Raw genomic sequence first — 16160 nt, 5'->3', positions numbered from 1 at the left:
GATTATCATGGGCAACATCCGTTTGCTGGGGGCCGTACTGCTGGCCATGACATCTCCCCTGGCTGGGGCCGCCGAGGCTGGTAGCGCCGAGGTGCTGACCGTCTCTCCTCGCCAGATCAGCGACTGGCTGACGCTGGATGGCACCGTCAGCGCCATCAATCAGGGCACGGTGGCGGCCCAGACCAGCGGCCGTGTCTCCCGCATGCTGGTGGATGTGAACGATGAGGTGCAGGCCGGGCAGCCTCTGCTCGAGATCAGCGGCAAGGAGCAGTTTGCCGCCGTCACGGGTGCGCAGGCGCGACTGGCGCGGGCACAGGCCCAGCAGGTGGAGGCCGAGCGTCAGCTCGCCCGCTTCCAGGCCCTCATCGCCAAGGGAGTGATCACCCGCGCCCAGCTCGACACGGCCCAGGCCAGCGATCGCGCCGCCCGCGCCGAGGTGAATGCCGCCGAGGCGGCCCTCACCCAGGCCCGCGAGGCCTATGGTTATACCCGCATCCTGGCGCCCTACGCCGGGGTCGTCACCAAACGGTTGGTGGAGCTGGGGGAGACGGTGGCTCCCGGCACCCCGCTGCTCTCGGGCTTCTCCCTCGATGCCTTGCGAGTGGAACTGGAGCTGCCCCAGTCCGCCCTCGCTCTGGCCGGTCAACCTGTGGATGTGCAGGTATTGCTACCGGATGGCAAGGCCGTTACGCCCCTCAAGCTGACCCGCTTCAACTACGCCGACAACCAGAGCCACGCCTTTCGCCTGCGCCTCGATCTGCCGCCAAAAACCGCCGGGGTACTGCCCGGCATGTGGCTCAAGGTGCAGCTGAGGCGCGGTGAGCGCCAGGTGCTGCAGCTCCCGGCCCAGGCCCTGCTGCGCCAAGGGGAGTTCAATGGCGTCTACCTCAGGCAGGGAGAGGGCTGGGCCCTGACGCCGGTGCGGGTCGGCGATTGCTGGCAGGGGCAGTGCGAGATCCTGGCCGGCCTGCAAGGGGGTGATCGGGTCGCGGCAGATGCCTGGGCGCGCCAGCAGGAGGTTGCTCATGAGTGATCACAAGCTGGGACCGGCCGGGCGACTGGCGGCGCTGTTTCAGGGCTCGGCCATCACCCCGCTGCTGGCGCTGGTGGGGCTCTTGCTCGGCCTCTTTGCGGTGCTGGTGACTCCCAAGGAGGAGGAGCCGCAGATCGATGTCACCTTCGCCGATGTCTATATTCCCTTTCCGGGCGCTAGCCCCGCCGAGGTCGAATCCCTCGTCACCACCCCTGCCGAACAGGTTATTTCCCAGATAAAGGGGATAGACACCCTCTACTCCTTCTCCCGCCCCGACGGCGCCCTGCTGGTGGTGGTGTTCAAGGTGGGGGTGAGCCGCGAGCAGGCCATCGTCGATCTCAACAACCAGCTCGATTCCAACCGGGACTGGCTGCCCCAGGGGCTTGGCGTCGGTCAGCCGCTGGTCAAACCCAGGGGGATCGACGATGTGCCCATCGTCAGCCTGACGCTCTGGAGCAAGCAGCTGGGGGCCGCCGAGCTGACCCGGGTCGCCCACGAGCTGGAGAGCGAGCTCAAGCGCCTGCCCGGCACCCGCGATATCTACAGCCTGGGCAGCCAGCGCGCCGTGCTGGGGGTGATGCCGGATCCGGCCGCCCTCAGTGCCCATGGCATCAGCTGGGGGGAACTCAACCAGCGTCTTGCCGCCGCCAACCAGGTGGGTAGCGAGCAGGCCGTGGTGCAGGACAACCGGGAGATTAAGGTACAGGTGGGCCAGTTCCTGCAAAGCGAGCAGGAGGCCCGCGAGCTGGTGGTGGGGCTCCATGAAGGCAAACCTGTCTACCTCGGCAATGTGGCCCGAGTGTCGCTTGGGGAGGAGACCCCGACCCAGCGCAGCTGGATGGGGCAGGGGGATCGCAGCTATCCGGCAGTGACCCTGGCCATCGGCAAACAGCCCGGGCAGAACGCGGTCGAGGTGGCCAAGCGGGTGGAGGCCCGGGTCGATAGCCTCAAGAACCGGCTCATCCCGGCCGGGGTCGAGGTGACGGTGACCCGTGACTACGGTGTCACCGCCGAGACCAAATCCAACACCCTGATCGGCAAGCTCATCTTCGCCACCACCGCGGTGGTGCTGCTGGTGCTGGTGAGCATGGGCTGGCGCGAGGCGCTGGTGGTGGGCATCGCCATCGTTATCACCCTGGCGCTGACCCTGTTTGCCAGCTGGGCCTGGGGCTTTACCCTCAACCGGGTGTCGCTGTTTGCGCTGATCTTCTCCATCGGCATCCTGGTGGATGACGCCATCGTGGTGGTGGAGAACATCCACCGCCATCGCGGTCTTGGCAAGGGCTCCCTCAAAGCACTTATTCCGGGCGCGGTGGACGAGGTAGGGGGGCCGACCATTCTCGCCACCCTTACCGTCATCGCGGCCCTGCTGCCCATGGCCTTTGTCAGCGGTCTGATGGGCCCCTACATGAGCCCCATCCCCATCAATGCCAGCATGGGGATGCTTATCTCGCTGCTGGTGGCTTTTATCTTCTCCCCCTGGCTGGCGGGCCATCTGCTCAAGAGCGAGGGGCATGTCGCCCACGGCGAGGCCAGGGCCGGCCTCTTTCACCGACTGATGACCCCCTTCCTGATCGGTGACGGCGCCAGGAGCGCGAGACGCAAGCTCTGGCTGGTCATCCTGCTGCTGGTGGCGGGCGCCGCCACCATGCCCATGGTGCAGTGGGTGGTGCTCAAGATGCTCCCCTTCGACAACAAGTCGGAATTCCAGCTGGTGCTCGACATGCCGGAGGGGGTGACCCTGGAGCAGACCGAGCGTACCCTGCTGGCGGTGGGTCGGGAGCTTGCCAGGGTGCCGGAGGTGAAGGATTACCAGATCTACGCCGGCACCGCCGCCCCCATCAATTTCAATGGCCTGGTTCGCCACTACTTTATCCGCAGCGGCGCCAATGTGGGGGATATCCAGGTCAATCTGCTGAACAAGCATGAACGGGATCGCAGCAGCCACCAGATTGCCCGGTCGGTGCGGGCGCCGCTGCAGGCCATCGCATCCGCAGCTGGCGGCAACCTCAAGGTGGTGGAGGTGCCCCCCGGCCCGCCGGTCTGGTCACCCATCGTCGCCGAGGTGTATGGCCCCACTCCGGATCAGCGTGAGGCGGCGGCCCGCGCCGTAGAGGCCCGCTTCGTGGCGACGGCGGATCTGGTGGATGTGGACATCTATCTGACCAACCCTCAGCCCAAGTGGCGGCTGGTGGTGGATCGCAGCAAGGCGGCCCGCTTCGGGGTCAATCTCGGTGATCTGGTGGCCACCCTCAACGGCGGCGTGGGCTATCAGGATGCCAGCTGGCTGCACGATCAGGGGGCCAAGTACCCGGTACCGATCCGTGTCGAGCTCGCCCCCGGCGACAAGCGGGATCTGGCCGGCATCCTGGCGCTCAAGGTGCGCAGCCAGAGCGGCCAGCTCATCCGTGTCTCCGAGCTGGTGGGCCGCCGTGACGAGGTGGCGCCCAGCTACATCATGCACAAGAACATGCGGCCCATGGTGATGGTGGTGGCCGACATGGGGGGCCATGCCGACAGCCCGCTCTACGGCATGGTTGCCGCCGGAGCCGATATCACTCTGCCCCAGTATTACGTGCAGCAGCCGGATAAATTGGGGGAGGTGGCGCTGTTGTGGGACGGGGAGTGGAAGATCACCTACGAGACCTTCCGCGACATGGGCATTGCCTACGGAGTGGGGATGATCCTCATCTACCTGCTGGTGGTGGCCCAGTTCCGCTCCTATCTGGTGCCGCTTATCATCATGGCGCCCATCCCGCTCACCCTGATCGGGGTGATGCCGGGCCACGCCCAGCTGGGGGCCCAGTTCACCGCCACCTCGATGATCGGCATGATAGCCCTGGCCGGGATCATAGTGCGCAACAGCATACTGCTGGTGGATTTCATCGAGCAGCAGCGCAGCGCCGGTATGGCGTTCGAGCAGGCGGTGATCGGCGCCGCTCAGGTGCGGGCCAAGCCCATCCTGCTGACGGCGCTGGCGGCCATGATCGGTGCCCTGTTCATCCTCGATGACCCCATCTTCAACGGGCTGGCCATCAGCCTGATCTTCGGCATTCTGGTCTCCACCCTGCTCACCCTGGTGGTGATCCCGCTGCTCTACTACAGCCTGATGTCAGGTCGTCATCAGGAAACCTGAACAATCTGCAAACCGAGAGACGAAGGGAGGTCCCATGACCTCCCTTCGTCTCTCTTGCGCTTGCGCAGTCGGCATTACGGGGTGGCGAAGACCAGGGTATCGCCGTGCAGGTAGAGGTGCGCCTTGACCTGGGCGAAGTAGCTGCGATCCGTCTTGTTCATGTGGCCGACCACCAGTTCCTGCAGGATGAAGTTGAGGAAGGCGTGGTTGTCCAGCTCCTCCATCGATGCATCCGCCAGCGCCTGGGCCTGGGACAGCAGGCGTCTGTGCTCCTCCTTGTGCTGGACCTTGTCATGAAAATCGATGGCCTCGAGCAGTGTCTCTTCAAAGGCGAAGTGGCGGCGGGTGGCATCAAACAGCGCCTGCAGGGCCTGCCTGAATGCCTCCGGCTCCTGCTCGCGGGTTTTCATTCGCCTCAGCAGCCGGTTGGCCAGCACGAACAGCTGGTGGTGTTCGGCATCGATGCGGGGATGCCCGCACTGGTGGCTCGCATTCCACTGCAGGGCTCCCTGATCGAGCGCCAAATCCGGCGCATAGAGGCTCACCTGGCCGCGCCCGCCGTGCTTGGTCTGGTACATGGCCAAATCGGCGTGGTGCATCAGCTCCCTGGCCGTGCGGCCATGCTCGGGATAGAGGGCGATCCCTATGCTGTTCGAGATCCGCAGCTCCCGGCCGCAGCTCAGATAGTAGGGGGCGAGCAGATCTCGCTGGAGTTGCTCCGCCCGCGGCAACGCCTCGGCCCCCATGCCCGGCAGCATGATCACGAACTCGTCCCCGCCAAGGCGGGCCACGATTCCCCCCTTGCCGATAAGCCGGCTCATCCGCTCGGCCACCATGATCAGCAGCGCATCCCCCACCTCGTGGCCCAGGGTGTCGTTGATCGGCTTGAAGTGATCCAGATCGATAAAGAGCAGGGCCAATGGCTGGGCCCGATGCTCCGTCAGCGCCTGATTGAGCCGTTTGTGCAGCAGGCGGCGGTTGGGCAGGTTGGTGAGGGGATCGTAGAAGGCCAGACGCTCCATGGTCTGGGCGGCGGCGGCCTGCTCGGTGATGTCCCGGGTGACCCCTATGATGGCATCGGGCTCGCCCGCCTCGTTGCCATGCAGGGTGGTGACCGTTTCGGTCGTCAGGCTCTGCCCATCCTTGTGGTGAAGTTCGAGGCGGATGACGCGCCGGGTCTGGGCATGCTCCCCCCGCTGCCAGGCCGCCAGCGCCAGATCCAGCTCCTCGTCCAGGCGCTTGATCGACGCCTCCGGCATCACCTGTGGCAGAGAGAGGCTCATGGCCTCTTCCCGGTTCCAGCCACAGAGCTGGCTGATGGCCGGGCTCAGGTAGTTGAAGCGGCGGGAGCTCACCTCCATGGTCCAGATCACGTCGGCGCTGTGCTCCGCAACGAAGCGGTAGTGACGCTCGCGCTGCGCCAGTCGCTGGGTGAGTTGCTGGCGTTCACGGCTCTCCCGGCGCAGCCTCAGGTAGAGGTAGCAGAAGACGCTGACCAGGGTCAGCAGGGAGAAGCCGATCAGCAGGGCAAGGGAGATGCGCTGCTCCAGTTTGCGCAGTTGCCGGTTGTCCTGGGCCTTGTCCGGGTTATAGAGGAAACGGCCCAGATCAGGCTGGTTGGCGATAAGGCCGAGATTGAGATAGGTGTGGGCAATCTGCTGCCAGCGTCCCTTGTACATGTAGCCTATCTCCACCAGATTGGGCTGGAGCAGCCGTTCGGTTTCGTCGGCCTCGAAGGCAAGTTGCTCGCGACCTGAGCCGCTGGGATGGTGGCTGAGCAGCCAGTTGATCACCTCTTCCTGATGATCCATGGCGTAGCGCCATCCCTTAAGGCTGGCCTGATGAAAGGCCAGCACCCGATCCGGGTGCATCTGGAGTTCGCGCTCAGAGGTAAACAGGATATTGCCGTAGAAGTCGATCTCGCTGTCGATGGGACGCAGGAGGCGGTAGGGGAGCCCCTGGTGTTGCAGCTGGTAGGCATCGTCTGTGCCGTAAGTGGCGATGGCGTCAGCTTCCCCTTGCAGCAGGGCAGAGCTCCCCTTTTGGTAGGGCACCAGGGTGGGTGCGGCATCCGGATAGCGGGTGTGCAGATAGGCGATCAGTTCCCTGGACGAGGGATCCGGGCTCACGCGTTTTTGTGCCAGATCGGAGAGGTGCAGGATATTGCTGTCCGGCAGTGTCAGGATGGCCAAGGGGGAGTGCTGCATCATGGCCGCCAGGGCGACGACCGGTTTGCCGGCGACGCGGGCCAGCAAGAGATCGCTGTTGCCAATACCGTAACCGGCCTGGCCCGAGAGCACTGAGTCTGTGGTGTCCATGCCGGGCTCTCCTTCGCGCAGTTCGACCTGCAAACCGGCATCCCGATAGAAACCCTTGAACTGGGCGGCATAGTAACCGGCGAACTGGAACTGGTGATGTCCGTTGAGCTGCAGTGTGAGCTGTTCGGTGGCGAACAGTTGAGGGGAAAACAGGAGAAGAGTGGTGGATCCGAACAGCAGGCGGACAAACCGGGAACATCGATGCCAGGCAGGGAAAAGGAGGGCGTGGGCTCGAGTCATACAGGGGTCCCCTCGATAGCGGCTGCTATCGCCAGAGTAATCAATTCCATTGGGGGGGGATAGGGGGCAGGCGCACCTTTAGGAGCAAAATGAGACTGCCAATATGTCGTTTTTGTGTCGTTCATCACGATTGGAGTTGGAGTATCGTTATTATGGCTACAAACGGACCCCTTAAAGGCCCGATTGCAGGCCTCTTGTTGTTCAAGACTGGTGCGTTTGACCCTGATTTTGCGCTGACTTTGTACTGAATGACGCTTTTTTTCAAGTAATCCGTCAATAAATGAGCGAACGGGGCGAGATAGTCATTTGAGTGTTGTTTGCCTGTGTCTGGCATGTTGACCGAGTGTAGAAAAAATGGAGTGAAATGAGCCCGTAACGACACCGCAAGCCGGGACGGGATAGGGGGGCAAAGGAGAGGGGCCGGGTGGTATCATGGCCCTCTCTTTTTCGTTACGAGGCAACGGCATGGCTACTCTGCGTCTGCTTATCTCCGATTCCCACGATCCCCACTTCAACCTGGCGGTGGAGGAGTGCATCTTCCGCCAGATGGACCCGCACCAGCGGGTGCTTTTCCTGTGGCGCAACGCCAATACCGTGGTGATCGGCCGCGCCCAGAACCCCTGGAAGGAGTGCAACACCCGCCGGATGGAAGAGGACGGGGTGACCCTGGCCAGGCGCAGCAGCGGCGGTGGCGCCGTGTTCCACGACCTTGGCAACAGCTGCTTCACCTTCATGGCGGGCAAGCCCGGCTATGACAAGAGCATCTCCACTGCCATCGTGCTGGATGCACTCAAGCGGCTCGGGGTGAGCGCCTTTGCCTCCGGCCGTAACGATCTGCTGGTGGCCACCCCGGACGGGGATCGCAAGGTGTCGGGCTCGGCCTACCGGGAGACCCTGGATCGCGGTTTTCACCATGGCACCCTGCTGCTGGACGCCGATCTCGGCCGGCTTGCCAACTACCTCAATCCCGATCCCAAGAAGCTGGCGGCCAAGGGGATCACCTCGGTGCGCAGTCGGGTGGCCAACCTGAGCGAACTGCTCCCCGGCATCGACCATCAGCAGGTGAGCCAAGCCCTGTGCGAGGCGTTTTTCAGCCATTATGGTGAGCAGGTTCAGCCCGAGCACATCTCCCCCGAGCGGATGCCAGACTTGCCGGGGTTTGCCGAAACCTTCGCCCGCCAGCGCAGCTGGGAGTGGAACTTTGGTCACGCCCCGGCGTTTACCCATCTGCTGGAGGAACGCTTTGGCTGGGGTGGGGTGGAGCTGCATTTCGATGTGGAGAAGGGGGCCATCAGTCGTGCCCGGCTCTTTGGCGACATCCTGGACCCGGCCCCGTTCGAGCTGCTTGGCGAGCGTCTGATCGGCTGCCCCTATCAACCCGAGGCGCTGGAGGCGTGCCTGCAACCCTGGCTTGCGGCCTACCCGTCCCGGCACGATGAGTTGGCCGAGTTTGTCACCTGGTTGCGGACGGCGCTGCGTTGATCGACTTGTCAGCCAAAATGTGAGCCAGGTAACAAAACGTGAAGGGGTGCTCAAAAGGCCCCTTTCTGCCAGCCCCCGTCATCACTCATGCATGACAAAAAGTAGGGGAGCCCATTAGATATTGTCGCTGTTGATGGTGTGATCCGAGCGGTATAAGAACCGCACACTTGCAGTACTAATGGTATAAAAATGAGTGACCTGGTTTATCTGAAAGATGAAGGCGTCAACGCCGTTCCCCCCGATTTTGCTGCCCGTTTTGCCACCGTCAAAGCCAATTTTTTCTCACGTGATCCCGATCTCTGGCCTGTGTTCCGCGAACCCGGTTTTGCCACCCTCAATGAATTTCGTCGTCGCGGTCTGGCCCCCGATGCCCGCTTGAATGCCTGGCCGGACGGCCGCGCCCGCCTCGCCGATCTGTGCGAGACCATGCCGGTGCCGGCGGCCATGCGCACCCCGGGCGAGCCCATGGCCGAACTGCTGTTTGCCGGCGCACTGTCCAAAGACTGGGAGAACCCCTCGAGCGTCGAGAACGTCATCACCATGTCGGCGGATCCCGCCATCTACGGTGCCCAGATGGGCATCCTCGCCAACCCCAACCTGGTCTACTCCGAGTACGCCGGGGTGGCCGAGGAGCTGGAGAAGAAGGTGGTGCGCCAAATCGCGCTGCTGGCGGGTTACGATTCCGAGCGCGCCACCGGCATCTTCACCCAGGGGGGAACCTTCTGTAACCTCTACGGCTACCTGCTAGGCATTCGCAAGAGCCTGCCCGAGGCCAAGCACAAGGGGCTCGGCCACTATCAGGACTACCGCATCATCAACTCCCAGGGCGGCCACTACTCCAACATCACCAACCTATCCCTGCTCGGGGTGGACATCGAGAACAAGACCATCCGCATCCAGGTCGGCGAGAACAACGACATCGATCTGGTCGATCTCGAGCGTACCCTGACCGCCTGTTTTGCCTTGAAGCACGTGGTGCCCACCATCATGCTCACCATGGGCACCACCGACACCTTCGGGGTGGATCAGGTCAAACCCGTGGTGGACCTGCGGGATCGCCTGTGCGAGCGCTTCGAGGTGGCGGTCAAGCCCCACATCCATGTGGACGCCGCCATCGGCTGGTCGATGATCTTCTTCCTCGATTACGATTTTGCCGCCAACCCGCTGGCCATCAACGCCGCGACCCTGGCAGGGATCGAACGCAACGTGGCACGCTTTGCCGAGCTCAAATACGCCGACTCCTTCACCGTCGACTTCCAGAAGTGGGGCTATGTGCCCTATACCTCGAGCCTGGTGATGATCAAGGAGCAGGATGATCTCAAGGCGATGGAGAACGACCCTGAGAACTTCTCCTATTTCGAGCGCGACATCCAGGGTCACACCCACCTGCAGTCCACCATAGAGTGCTCCCGCGGGGCGAGCGGCCTGTTCGGCGCCTACGCGGCCCTCAACTACCTGGGGGTCGAGGGGTATCGCACCGTGCTGGCCCACTGCCTGCAAAATGCCAACTACTTCCGCTTCCGTCTGAGCCAGCTTGGCAACGTCAAGCTGGTGGCCCAGGAGAACCAGGGACCGAGCGTGGGCTTCAAGATCTACAACCCCGAGTGGGTGCAGGATCCGGAGGCCGAGTTCGCCTTCGAGCTGGCGCGCAGCACGGACCCTGCCTACAAGGCGCGGCTGGCGCGCAACACCGACTGGCACCGCCAGATCTTCAAGGGGCGCGGCAAGGTGGGGCTCTACACCAACTGGGTCGAGGCGGTGGCCCGCTCCGATTACGACGCGCGTGGGCGTTACTCCTACATTGCCGGGGAAAAGGCGGTCTTTATGAACCCGGCCTGCGGCCGCGAGCAGATCGACGCCTTTATCGAACACCTTCGCGGTTAAGCAGGGGGCGTTATTGCTGGTCACACTGGCTGGCAGCGGGCTGCGTCGAAAACGCGCCAAGTAAAAAAGGGCAAGCCAGTGGCTTGCCCTTTTACATTGTCGTAGTGCCGGGATCAGAGGGCCAGCAGCCGCTCGTTTTCGACGATCTCGATCCCTGCTGGTTGGCGGGCGAGCATGAGCATGGCGTGAGCCACCTGATGGGCCTCGATGGCGCGCCAGCGGGTCAGTTTGCCCCGCAGCAGCGGGCGAAACAGCGGGTAGATAGCCTGAAAGCACTGCTCCGAGAGGCGGGGAGGGGAGCGATGGCCGAGCAGCATGGCGGGGCGCACGATGGCAAGCCGCTGCCAGGGCAGGGCTAGCAGGGCCTGCTCCATCTGTCCCTTGGTGCGCGGATAGAGGGCCGGGGAGTCTGGATTGGCTCCCAGGCTCGAGACCACCACAAGACGCTGACAGCCGTGGCGACGGGCTAGATCGGCAAATGCCAACACATAGTCGAGATCGACCCGGCGAAACGCCTCGGCAGAGCCTGCCGCCTTGCGGGTCGTGCCCAGGGCGCAGAAGGCGAGATCCACCGGTTGGGGCAGGGTCACTTCGGCCAGCTTGTCGAAGTCCACCGGCAACCAGTGGTGGGGGGCCTCCCCCGGTTTGCGACAGAGCAGGGTCAGCTCATGCTCGACGGGCATCTGCTTTACCAGCTCGCGGCCGATCAATCCGCTGGCCCCGGCTATCAGAATACGGCTCATGGCGTTCTCCCTGGCATCATGCCTTCACTAAAACAAAACCGGCGCGAGGCCGGTTTTGCGATATATCAGAGCGGGGTATTGAAGGCTGCGGGCAGCGGGAAGTCTCCCGTCACCGTGGTGAGCCTGTCATTGGCGAAGGTCAGAGTGAGCTCCTTGCGCTCTTTCTCGCCGCGCCCCGGCTGGAATTCATAGAGATAGTACCAGGTGTTGGGATCGAAGCCGTCGCGCAGCATGGGGGTTCCCAGTACATAGCTGACCTGCTCGCGGGTCATGCCCTGGCGCAGTTTGTCGACCTGTTTTTGTTCCACATAGTTGCCCTGGGGAATATCGATACGATAGACCAGGCTGCAACCGGAGAGGGTGAGGGCGGTCAGGGCCGCGGCAATCAGGTGTTTCATCCGCATATCGAGTTCAGATCATCCATACAGTCTTTTTTGGCTCGGCAAATCATACCGACTCCCTCCACGGAAGTAAAAAGCCATTGATCCATCAGCCAATAAAAAGGGCCGCATTGCGACCCTTGATGGCATGGCGCAGTGATGGCCCGGTTACATGGCGGCACGGAAGATGGCGACGATCTCCTCGTGGCTCGCCTGTTTCGGGTTGGTGAAGCCGCAGGCATCTTTCAGGGCGTTGTTGGTCAGGGTGTCGAAGTCATCGACCTTGACGCCGAGCTGTTCGAGGCCGGCCGGGATCTTGACATCACGGGCCAGGGCCTTGATCGCCTCGATGGCGGCGGCAGCGCCCTGCTCGTCGCTCATGGCGCTCACATCCACACCCATGAAACCGGCCACATCCTTCAGACGGGCGGCGCTCACCTGGGCGTTGTAGGCCTGAACATGAGGCAGCAGCACGGCGTTGCAGACCCCGTGTGGCAGGTCGTAGAAGCCGCCGAGCTGGTGGGCCATGGCGTGCACGTAGCCAAGGCTTGCGTTGTTGAACGCCATGCCGGCCAGGAACTGGGCATAGGCCATCTGCTCGCGGGCGTGCAGATCATCGCCCTGGTTGACGGCGGTGCGCAGGTGCTTGGCAATCAGCTGGATCGCCATGACGGCGCTGGCATCGGTCACCGGGGTAGCGATGGTGGAGACATACGCCTCGATGGCGTGGGTCAGGGCATCCATGCCGGTGGCTGCGGTGAGGCCAGCGGGCTTGGCCAGCATCAGCTCGGGGTCGTTGACCGACATCAGCGGGGTGACGTGCTTGTCGATGATGGCCATCTTCACGTGACGGGCCTCGTCGGTGATGATGCAAAAACGGGTCATTTCGGAGGCGGTGCCGGCCGTGGTGTTGATGGCAATCAGCGGCAGTTGCGGCTTGGCGGAGCGATCCACCCCTTCGTAGTCCTTGATGTTGCCGCCGTTGGCCGCCACCAGGGCGATCCCCTTGGCGCAGTCATGGGGGGAGCCGCCGCCCAGAGAGATGACACAGTCGCAGCCATTGGCCTTGATCATCGCCAGACCCGCTTCCACGTTGGTGGTGGTGGGGTTGGGCTTGGTCTCGTCAAATACCACGCTGTCGATGCCGTTTTGTGCCAGCAGGGCGGTGAGCTTGGTCACTACGCCGATTTGGTTGAGGATCTTGTCGGTGACGATCAGTGCCTTGCTGTAACCCACCACCAAGAATGAAAAACCGGGAGCAGCCGAAAGTAAGTGGGAGTTCGTGGGACAAACTCAAGGATGAACAAGGGTTAGACGGCGATCGGAGGGTACCAGGCGCGCGCGGCGCCAAAATGAAAGATTGCGCACGACTCAAAGAAACAATGCGCCAAAAATGAAAACTAGAGGTGGGGTCTCGGCAACGCATTTTGGGGTTTAATCTGGTGTTTAAACCCCAAAATGAAGCGGGGGTGGTTAAAAAAAATCATGCCCGAGCCAAACCACCTTGCCAATGATGCTCAACGAGTCCAGCTCGTTCGGCATAACCGCCAGGGTGTCGTATCCGGTTTTATTGTCGCTGATGATGTTCACCCCGCCATCAACCCGCTTCTGCAGCCGCTTGGCATAGAGCTCATCCCCCAGACGAAGCACGAACAGGCCGCCATCCTGGATCTGGTTGCGGCTTATATCCACCAGGATAGAGTCGCCAGAATGGATGGTTGGCTCCATGCTGTCCCCCTTGGCAAACACCACTACCAGGTTATCTGGGTTCAACTGGCGGTATTTGAGCCACTTACGGCGGAACGCCAGCCTGCGTTTAACACTATGGTCATCATTAAACGCGCCATGCCCGGCACTCACCGAGATGTGGTAGCCGTCGATCAGCACATACTCTTCATCAAACTCCTCCCATTTGTAGCAAATAGAGGGCTCTGATATCACCTTGATATTGTTGTCTTTTTTATATTCTTCGTTGAGCGTGTGAGTCGAGGGATTAGCTGATGCTGGCTCATCGGCTGAGCTACCTGACAGCAACCAAACCAAATCCACGCCTTTTGCCCGCGCGATGGCGAGAGCGTCATCAGCTCTGGGAATGCGGCCTTTTAAAAAGGTGCGGACAGCGCCCTCTGAGAGTCCGATCTCTTCTGCGAATGAGCGCACGCTTTGGGTACCAATGACCTCAGTTAAACGCTCAGGGAAGGATCCGATCCCACTCCTAAGAAACGGATCTGCATTTCCGATCTGGTTCTCGTTTTCCGATTCCATCATATCCCTTTTAAATCAAGCAGTTAAAAGCGCATCTCATTATGCGTACATTTGTGAGTGTCGGAAACGTACATTTATCATTTCTAGTGATTGACGTGCGTACGAAACGGATCAATAATCACGAATGTTCGCAGTGCGTATAAATGTAAAGTGTACGCAATGCGAATAACCAACGGATATTAACACGGAATGAACCGATGGAAATACGAAGCGCGAAACACATACATGCACACCTTGTAGCCAAAGGCTCAAGCTGTCGTGCATGGGCCCTGTCTCGTGATTACAACCCACGAACAGTCCAGCTGTATGTTCAAATGTACGCGCCTGACACTAACCGGTTACCACGGGATGGATCCCTTGCCGACAGGATCATGAAAGAGCTGTATGAGTTCATTGGTTACCAGCAAGGGGCCGAGTCAGGTGAGGAGCATGACCATGAGTGAGTGGTTTACTTCGATTAAACTGGCCGGTTTGCCTGGTCTGCCTGCAACAGATCGCGCAATTCGGATCCGGGCTAGCAAAGAGAATTGGAAATCCAGGCCAAGGGAAGTAGGTAAAGGCAGCGAGTTCCACATCAGTTCACTGCCAGCAGAAACCCGTCGTTATCTGGCGGAGCAGGCTGTGGCTGAGCAAGGTCAGGCCGTGACCGATCACAGTGCTGGCGGCAAGGCGATGGCCAAGCTATTGGAGCGGGAGCGCCCGGTCAAGCCTGATGCTGGCCGCAAACTGCTGACCCTGAGCGAAGCCCCACGCAAAAAAGTAGATGCCAGACTGCTGATTTTGCAGGCCGCCGATATCTTTCTGGCGCCCTATCACGCCTGCCAGCAAGGGGAGGTTGGTCGCCGGATCTTTATCGAGGCATACCGTACCCGCAGCCTGCAGTTGCCAGCCAGCGTCTATGAGCGGCAAAAACCGTTCAGCCTGATCACGTTGCGCCGTTGGCAAAGCTCGCTGGCTAATGAAGGCCCAGCCGCACTGGCTGGCAATTATCAGCGTGAACGGCCCTCAACCGTTGAGCAAAGCCCTGAGTTGGCCCAGTTCCTCACTGCATTGGTGACGGCCAAGCCACACCTGGCCAACAAGTGGGGCGCTCTGCATGAGCTTGCCACCGAGTACAACGAGATGAACAAGCTGGGATGGCATATCCCCAGCCAGTCATCCCTGCGCCGCTGGATGGTCAAGTGGTTGGCTGAAAACAAAGTGGCCTTTACCTATGCCACCAACCCGGATGCCTACAACAACAAATACCGCACAGCCATCGAGGAAATGTATCCCTGGATGGGTCAGCCGAACGATGTGTGGGAGTTCGACAGCACTCCCGTCGATGCCATGTTGGTGGATGGCCGTCACAGCATTATCGCGGTGATCGACGTGTATACCCGTCGCGTTCGTCTGCTGGTGGCCAAGAGCTCATCCAGTGAGGGGATCTGCCTGTTGCTGCGCAAGACCTTGTTGGCCTGGGGCACCCTCAACGACAACGGTGTGATGCGTACCGATAACGGCTCTGACTACGTGAGTCAGCGTGTCATGTCGATCTGCACCCTGCTGGATATCAATGTCAGCCGCTCCAATGCCTATTCGGGTTGGGAAAAGCCCTTTATCGAGCGATTTTTCCGCACCCTGAGCCACGGTCTGATCGAGTTGTTGCCCTCCTATATAGGCCACTGCGTGGCTGACCGGCAGGTGATTGAAGCCCGCAAGAGCTTTGCCCAGCGGTTGGAAGAAAAGCGCAAACCGGATGCGGAAAAAGAAATTTATGAGTTGGCGATGACTGCCCAAGAGCTGCAGACCCTGCTCGATAACTGGCTGGATGCCCGTTACCACAATAAAAAGCACAGCTCACTGGGGATGACCCCAAACGAGAAGTACCAGAGCGCCCGTTATCAGCGCCGGGCCATTACCGATGAGTCTGCGTTGGATCTGCTGCTCAACCATATCGGTGAGGCGACCGTTTCCAAAGGCTTTATCAAGGCCGGTAGCCTGAAATACAGCGCCCCTGAACTGTTGGAGCATACCTGGAAGGGCCAGCGGGTCAGCGTGTTTCTCGATCCGAACGATGTGGGTCGCGCCACCTTGTACCGCACCGGAGATTGGGGAGAGCGAGTGGAGGCAATCAATACCGAACTGCTCGGCAATGGCATCAGTCCAGACGCATTCCGTGCCGCCAAGCGTGAGGATGCCAAGGTGCTGGCCCGCTTCCGCCGCGAGATGCGCAATGTGGCCAAGACATTTGGCATCGACCAGCTGCACCAGGATGTGGTCACTCACTTTGTTGAGCAGGCCAAGGATGTGGCCCAATTCAAGCGCTCGGATCTGAACCTCGACAACCCGGCGCTTGCCGCCCTGACAGGGGTTGCGGCATCCAGTGATCCGGTCGGGTTCAGCGCGGCAGAATTGGCCGCCATCGAAGCAAGACGCGAGGAGAAAGCCAAGCGAGTAGAAGCCACGGCAGGGCAGGAGTCTCGGGCGCTAAAAACCGAATACGAACAGGCCATCCATTTGGCCGAAAAAGAATTGGATTCACCGCTGACCGAGCGGGAGAAGGAGTGGCTGACCAAGTATCTCTACAGCCACAAGCTGATGGCAAAACGGATAAATCGCCATCTGGATGAAGTGAGGGCCACACGTCAGAACCAAGCCAATGGATAACGTGCAGCCCTGTTTAAACCATAGATAAAG

At 61.2% G+C, this 16160-nt stretch carries 9 protein-coding genes and 1 pseudogene; 5 read left to right on the top strand and 5 right to left on the bottom strand.

Features of this window, described 5'->3' with window-relative positions; translation table 11 throughout:
- Positions 1-7 precede the first annotated feature (7 nt).
- Positions 8-1033 (top strand): efflux RND transporter periplasmic adaptor subunit, encoded by a 1026-nt coding sequence (locus I6L37_RS19580; RefSeq protein WP_216992736.1) that lies wholly within the window; start codon positions 8-10, stop codon positions 1031-1033.
- The gene (locus I6L37_RS19575; protein ID WP_216992735.1) at positions 996-4169 is read left to right on the top strand and encodes an efflux RND transporter permease subunit; all 3174 of its coding nucleotides are present in this window, start codon (positions 996-998) and stop codon (positions 4167-4169) included. The genes I6L37_RS19580 and I6L37_RS19575 overlap by 38 nt, the downstream gene beginning before the upstream one ends.
- 74 nt (positions 4170-4243) lie before the next feature.
- Here I6L37_RS19575 and I6L37_RS19570 read toward each other — a convergent pair whose 3' ends face one another.
- Positions 4244-6727 carry a diguanylate cyclase gene (locus I6L37_RS19570; protein ID WP_216992734.1) on the bottom strand — a complete coding sequence of 828 codons (2484 nt, stop codon included), beginning with the start codon at positions 6725-6727 and terminating at the stop codon, positions 4244-4246.
- Positions 6728-7192: 465 nt separating this feature from the next.
- Between I6L37_RS19570 and I6L37_RS19565 the strand changes: the two genes are divergently transcribed.
- Together I6L37_RS19565 and I6L37_RS19560 are read left to right on the top strand one after the other, a co-directional pair.
- Entirely contained in the window at positions 7193-8209 is a 1017-nt protein-coding gene (locus tag I6L37_RS19565; protein ID WP_216992733.1) for a lipoate--protein ligase A, read from the top strand.
- A 189-nt stretch (positions 8210-8398) separates the two neighbouring features.
- On the top strand, positions 8399-10093 hold the full coding sequence (locus I6L37_RS19560; RefSeq protein WP_216992732.1) for a pyridoxal-dependent decarboxylase: 1695 nt from the start codon (positions 8399-8401) through the stop codon (positions 10091-10093).
- A 113-nt stretch (positions 10094-10206) separates the two neighbouring features.
- On the opposite strand, the gene I6L37_RS19555 is transcribed toward I6L37_RS19560, so the two are convergent.
- The 4 genes and pseudogenes from I6L37_RS19555 to I6L37_RS19540 all read right to left on the bottom strand — a co-directional run bounded on the left by I6L37_RS19555 (position 10207) and on the right by I6L37_RS19540 (position 13484).
- The gene (locus I6L37_RS19555) at positions 10207-10836 is read right to left on the bottom strand and encodes an NAD(P)H-binding protein (RefSeq protein WP_216992731.1); all 630 of its coding nucleotides are present in this window, start codon (positions 10834-10836) and stop codon (positions 10207-10209) included.
- 65 nt (positions 10837-10901) lie between these two features.
- The gene (gene bamE / locus I6L37_RS19550; RefSeq protein ID WP_026457574.1) at positions 10902-11240 is read right to left on the bottom strand and encodes an outer membrane protein assembly factor BamE; all 339 of its coding nucleotides are present in this window, start codon (positions 11238-11240) and stop codon (positions 10902-10904) included.
- 144 nt (positions 11241-11384) lie between these two features.
- Positions 11385-12449: pseudogene (yiaY, locus tag I6L37_RS19545) on the bottom strand (L-threonine dehydrogenase); the annotation flags it as partial.
- 240 nt (positions 12450-12689) lie between these two features.
- Positions 12690-13484: a helix-turn-helix transcriptional regulator gene (locus I6L37_RS19540; protein ID WP_234781335.1), complete on the bottom strand. Its 795-nt coding sequence runs from the start codon at positions 13482-13484 to the stop codon at positions 12690-12692.
- Between the two features lie 432 nt (positions 13485-13916).
- Between I6L37_RS19540 and I6L37_RS19535 the strand changes: the two genes are divergently transcribed.
- Positions 13917-16130 carry a DNA-binding protein gene (locus tag I6L37_RS19535; RefSeq protein ID WP_216992730.1) on the top strand — a complete coding sequence of 738 codons (2214 nt, stop codon included), beginning with the start codon at positions 13917-13919 and terminating at the stop codon, positions 16128-16130.
- Positions 16131-16160: the final 30 nt, after the last annotated feature.

This window comes from Aeromonas sp. FDAARGOS 1407 (assembly GCF_019048725.1).
Lineage (GTDB): Bacteria > Pseudomonadota > Gammaproteobacteria > Enterobacterales > Aeromonadaceae > Aeromonas > Aeromonas enteropelogenes.
This window is presented reverse-complemented; position numbering and strand designations above follow the sequence as displayed.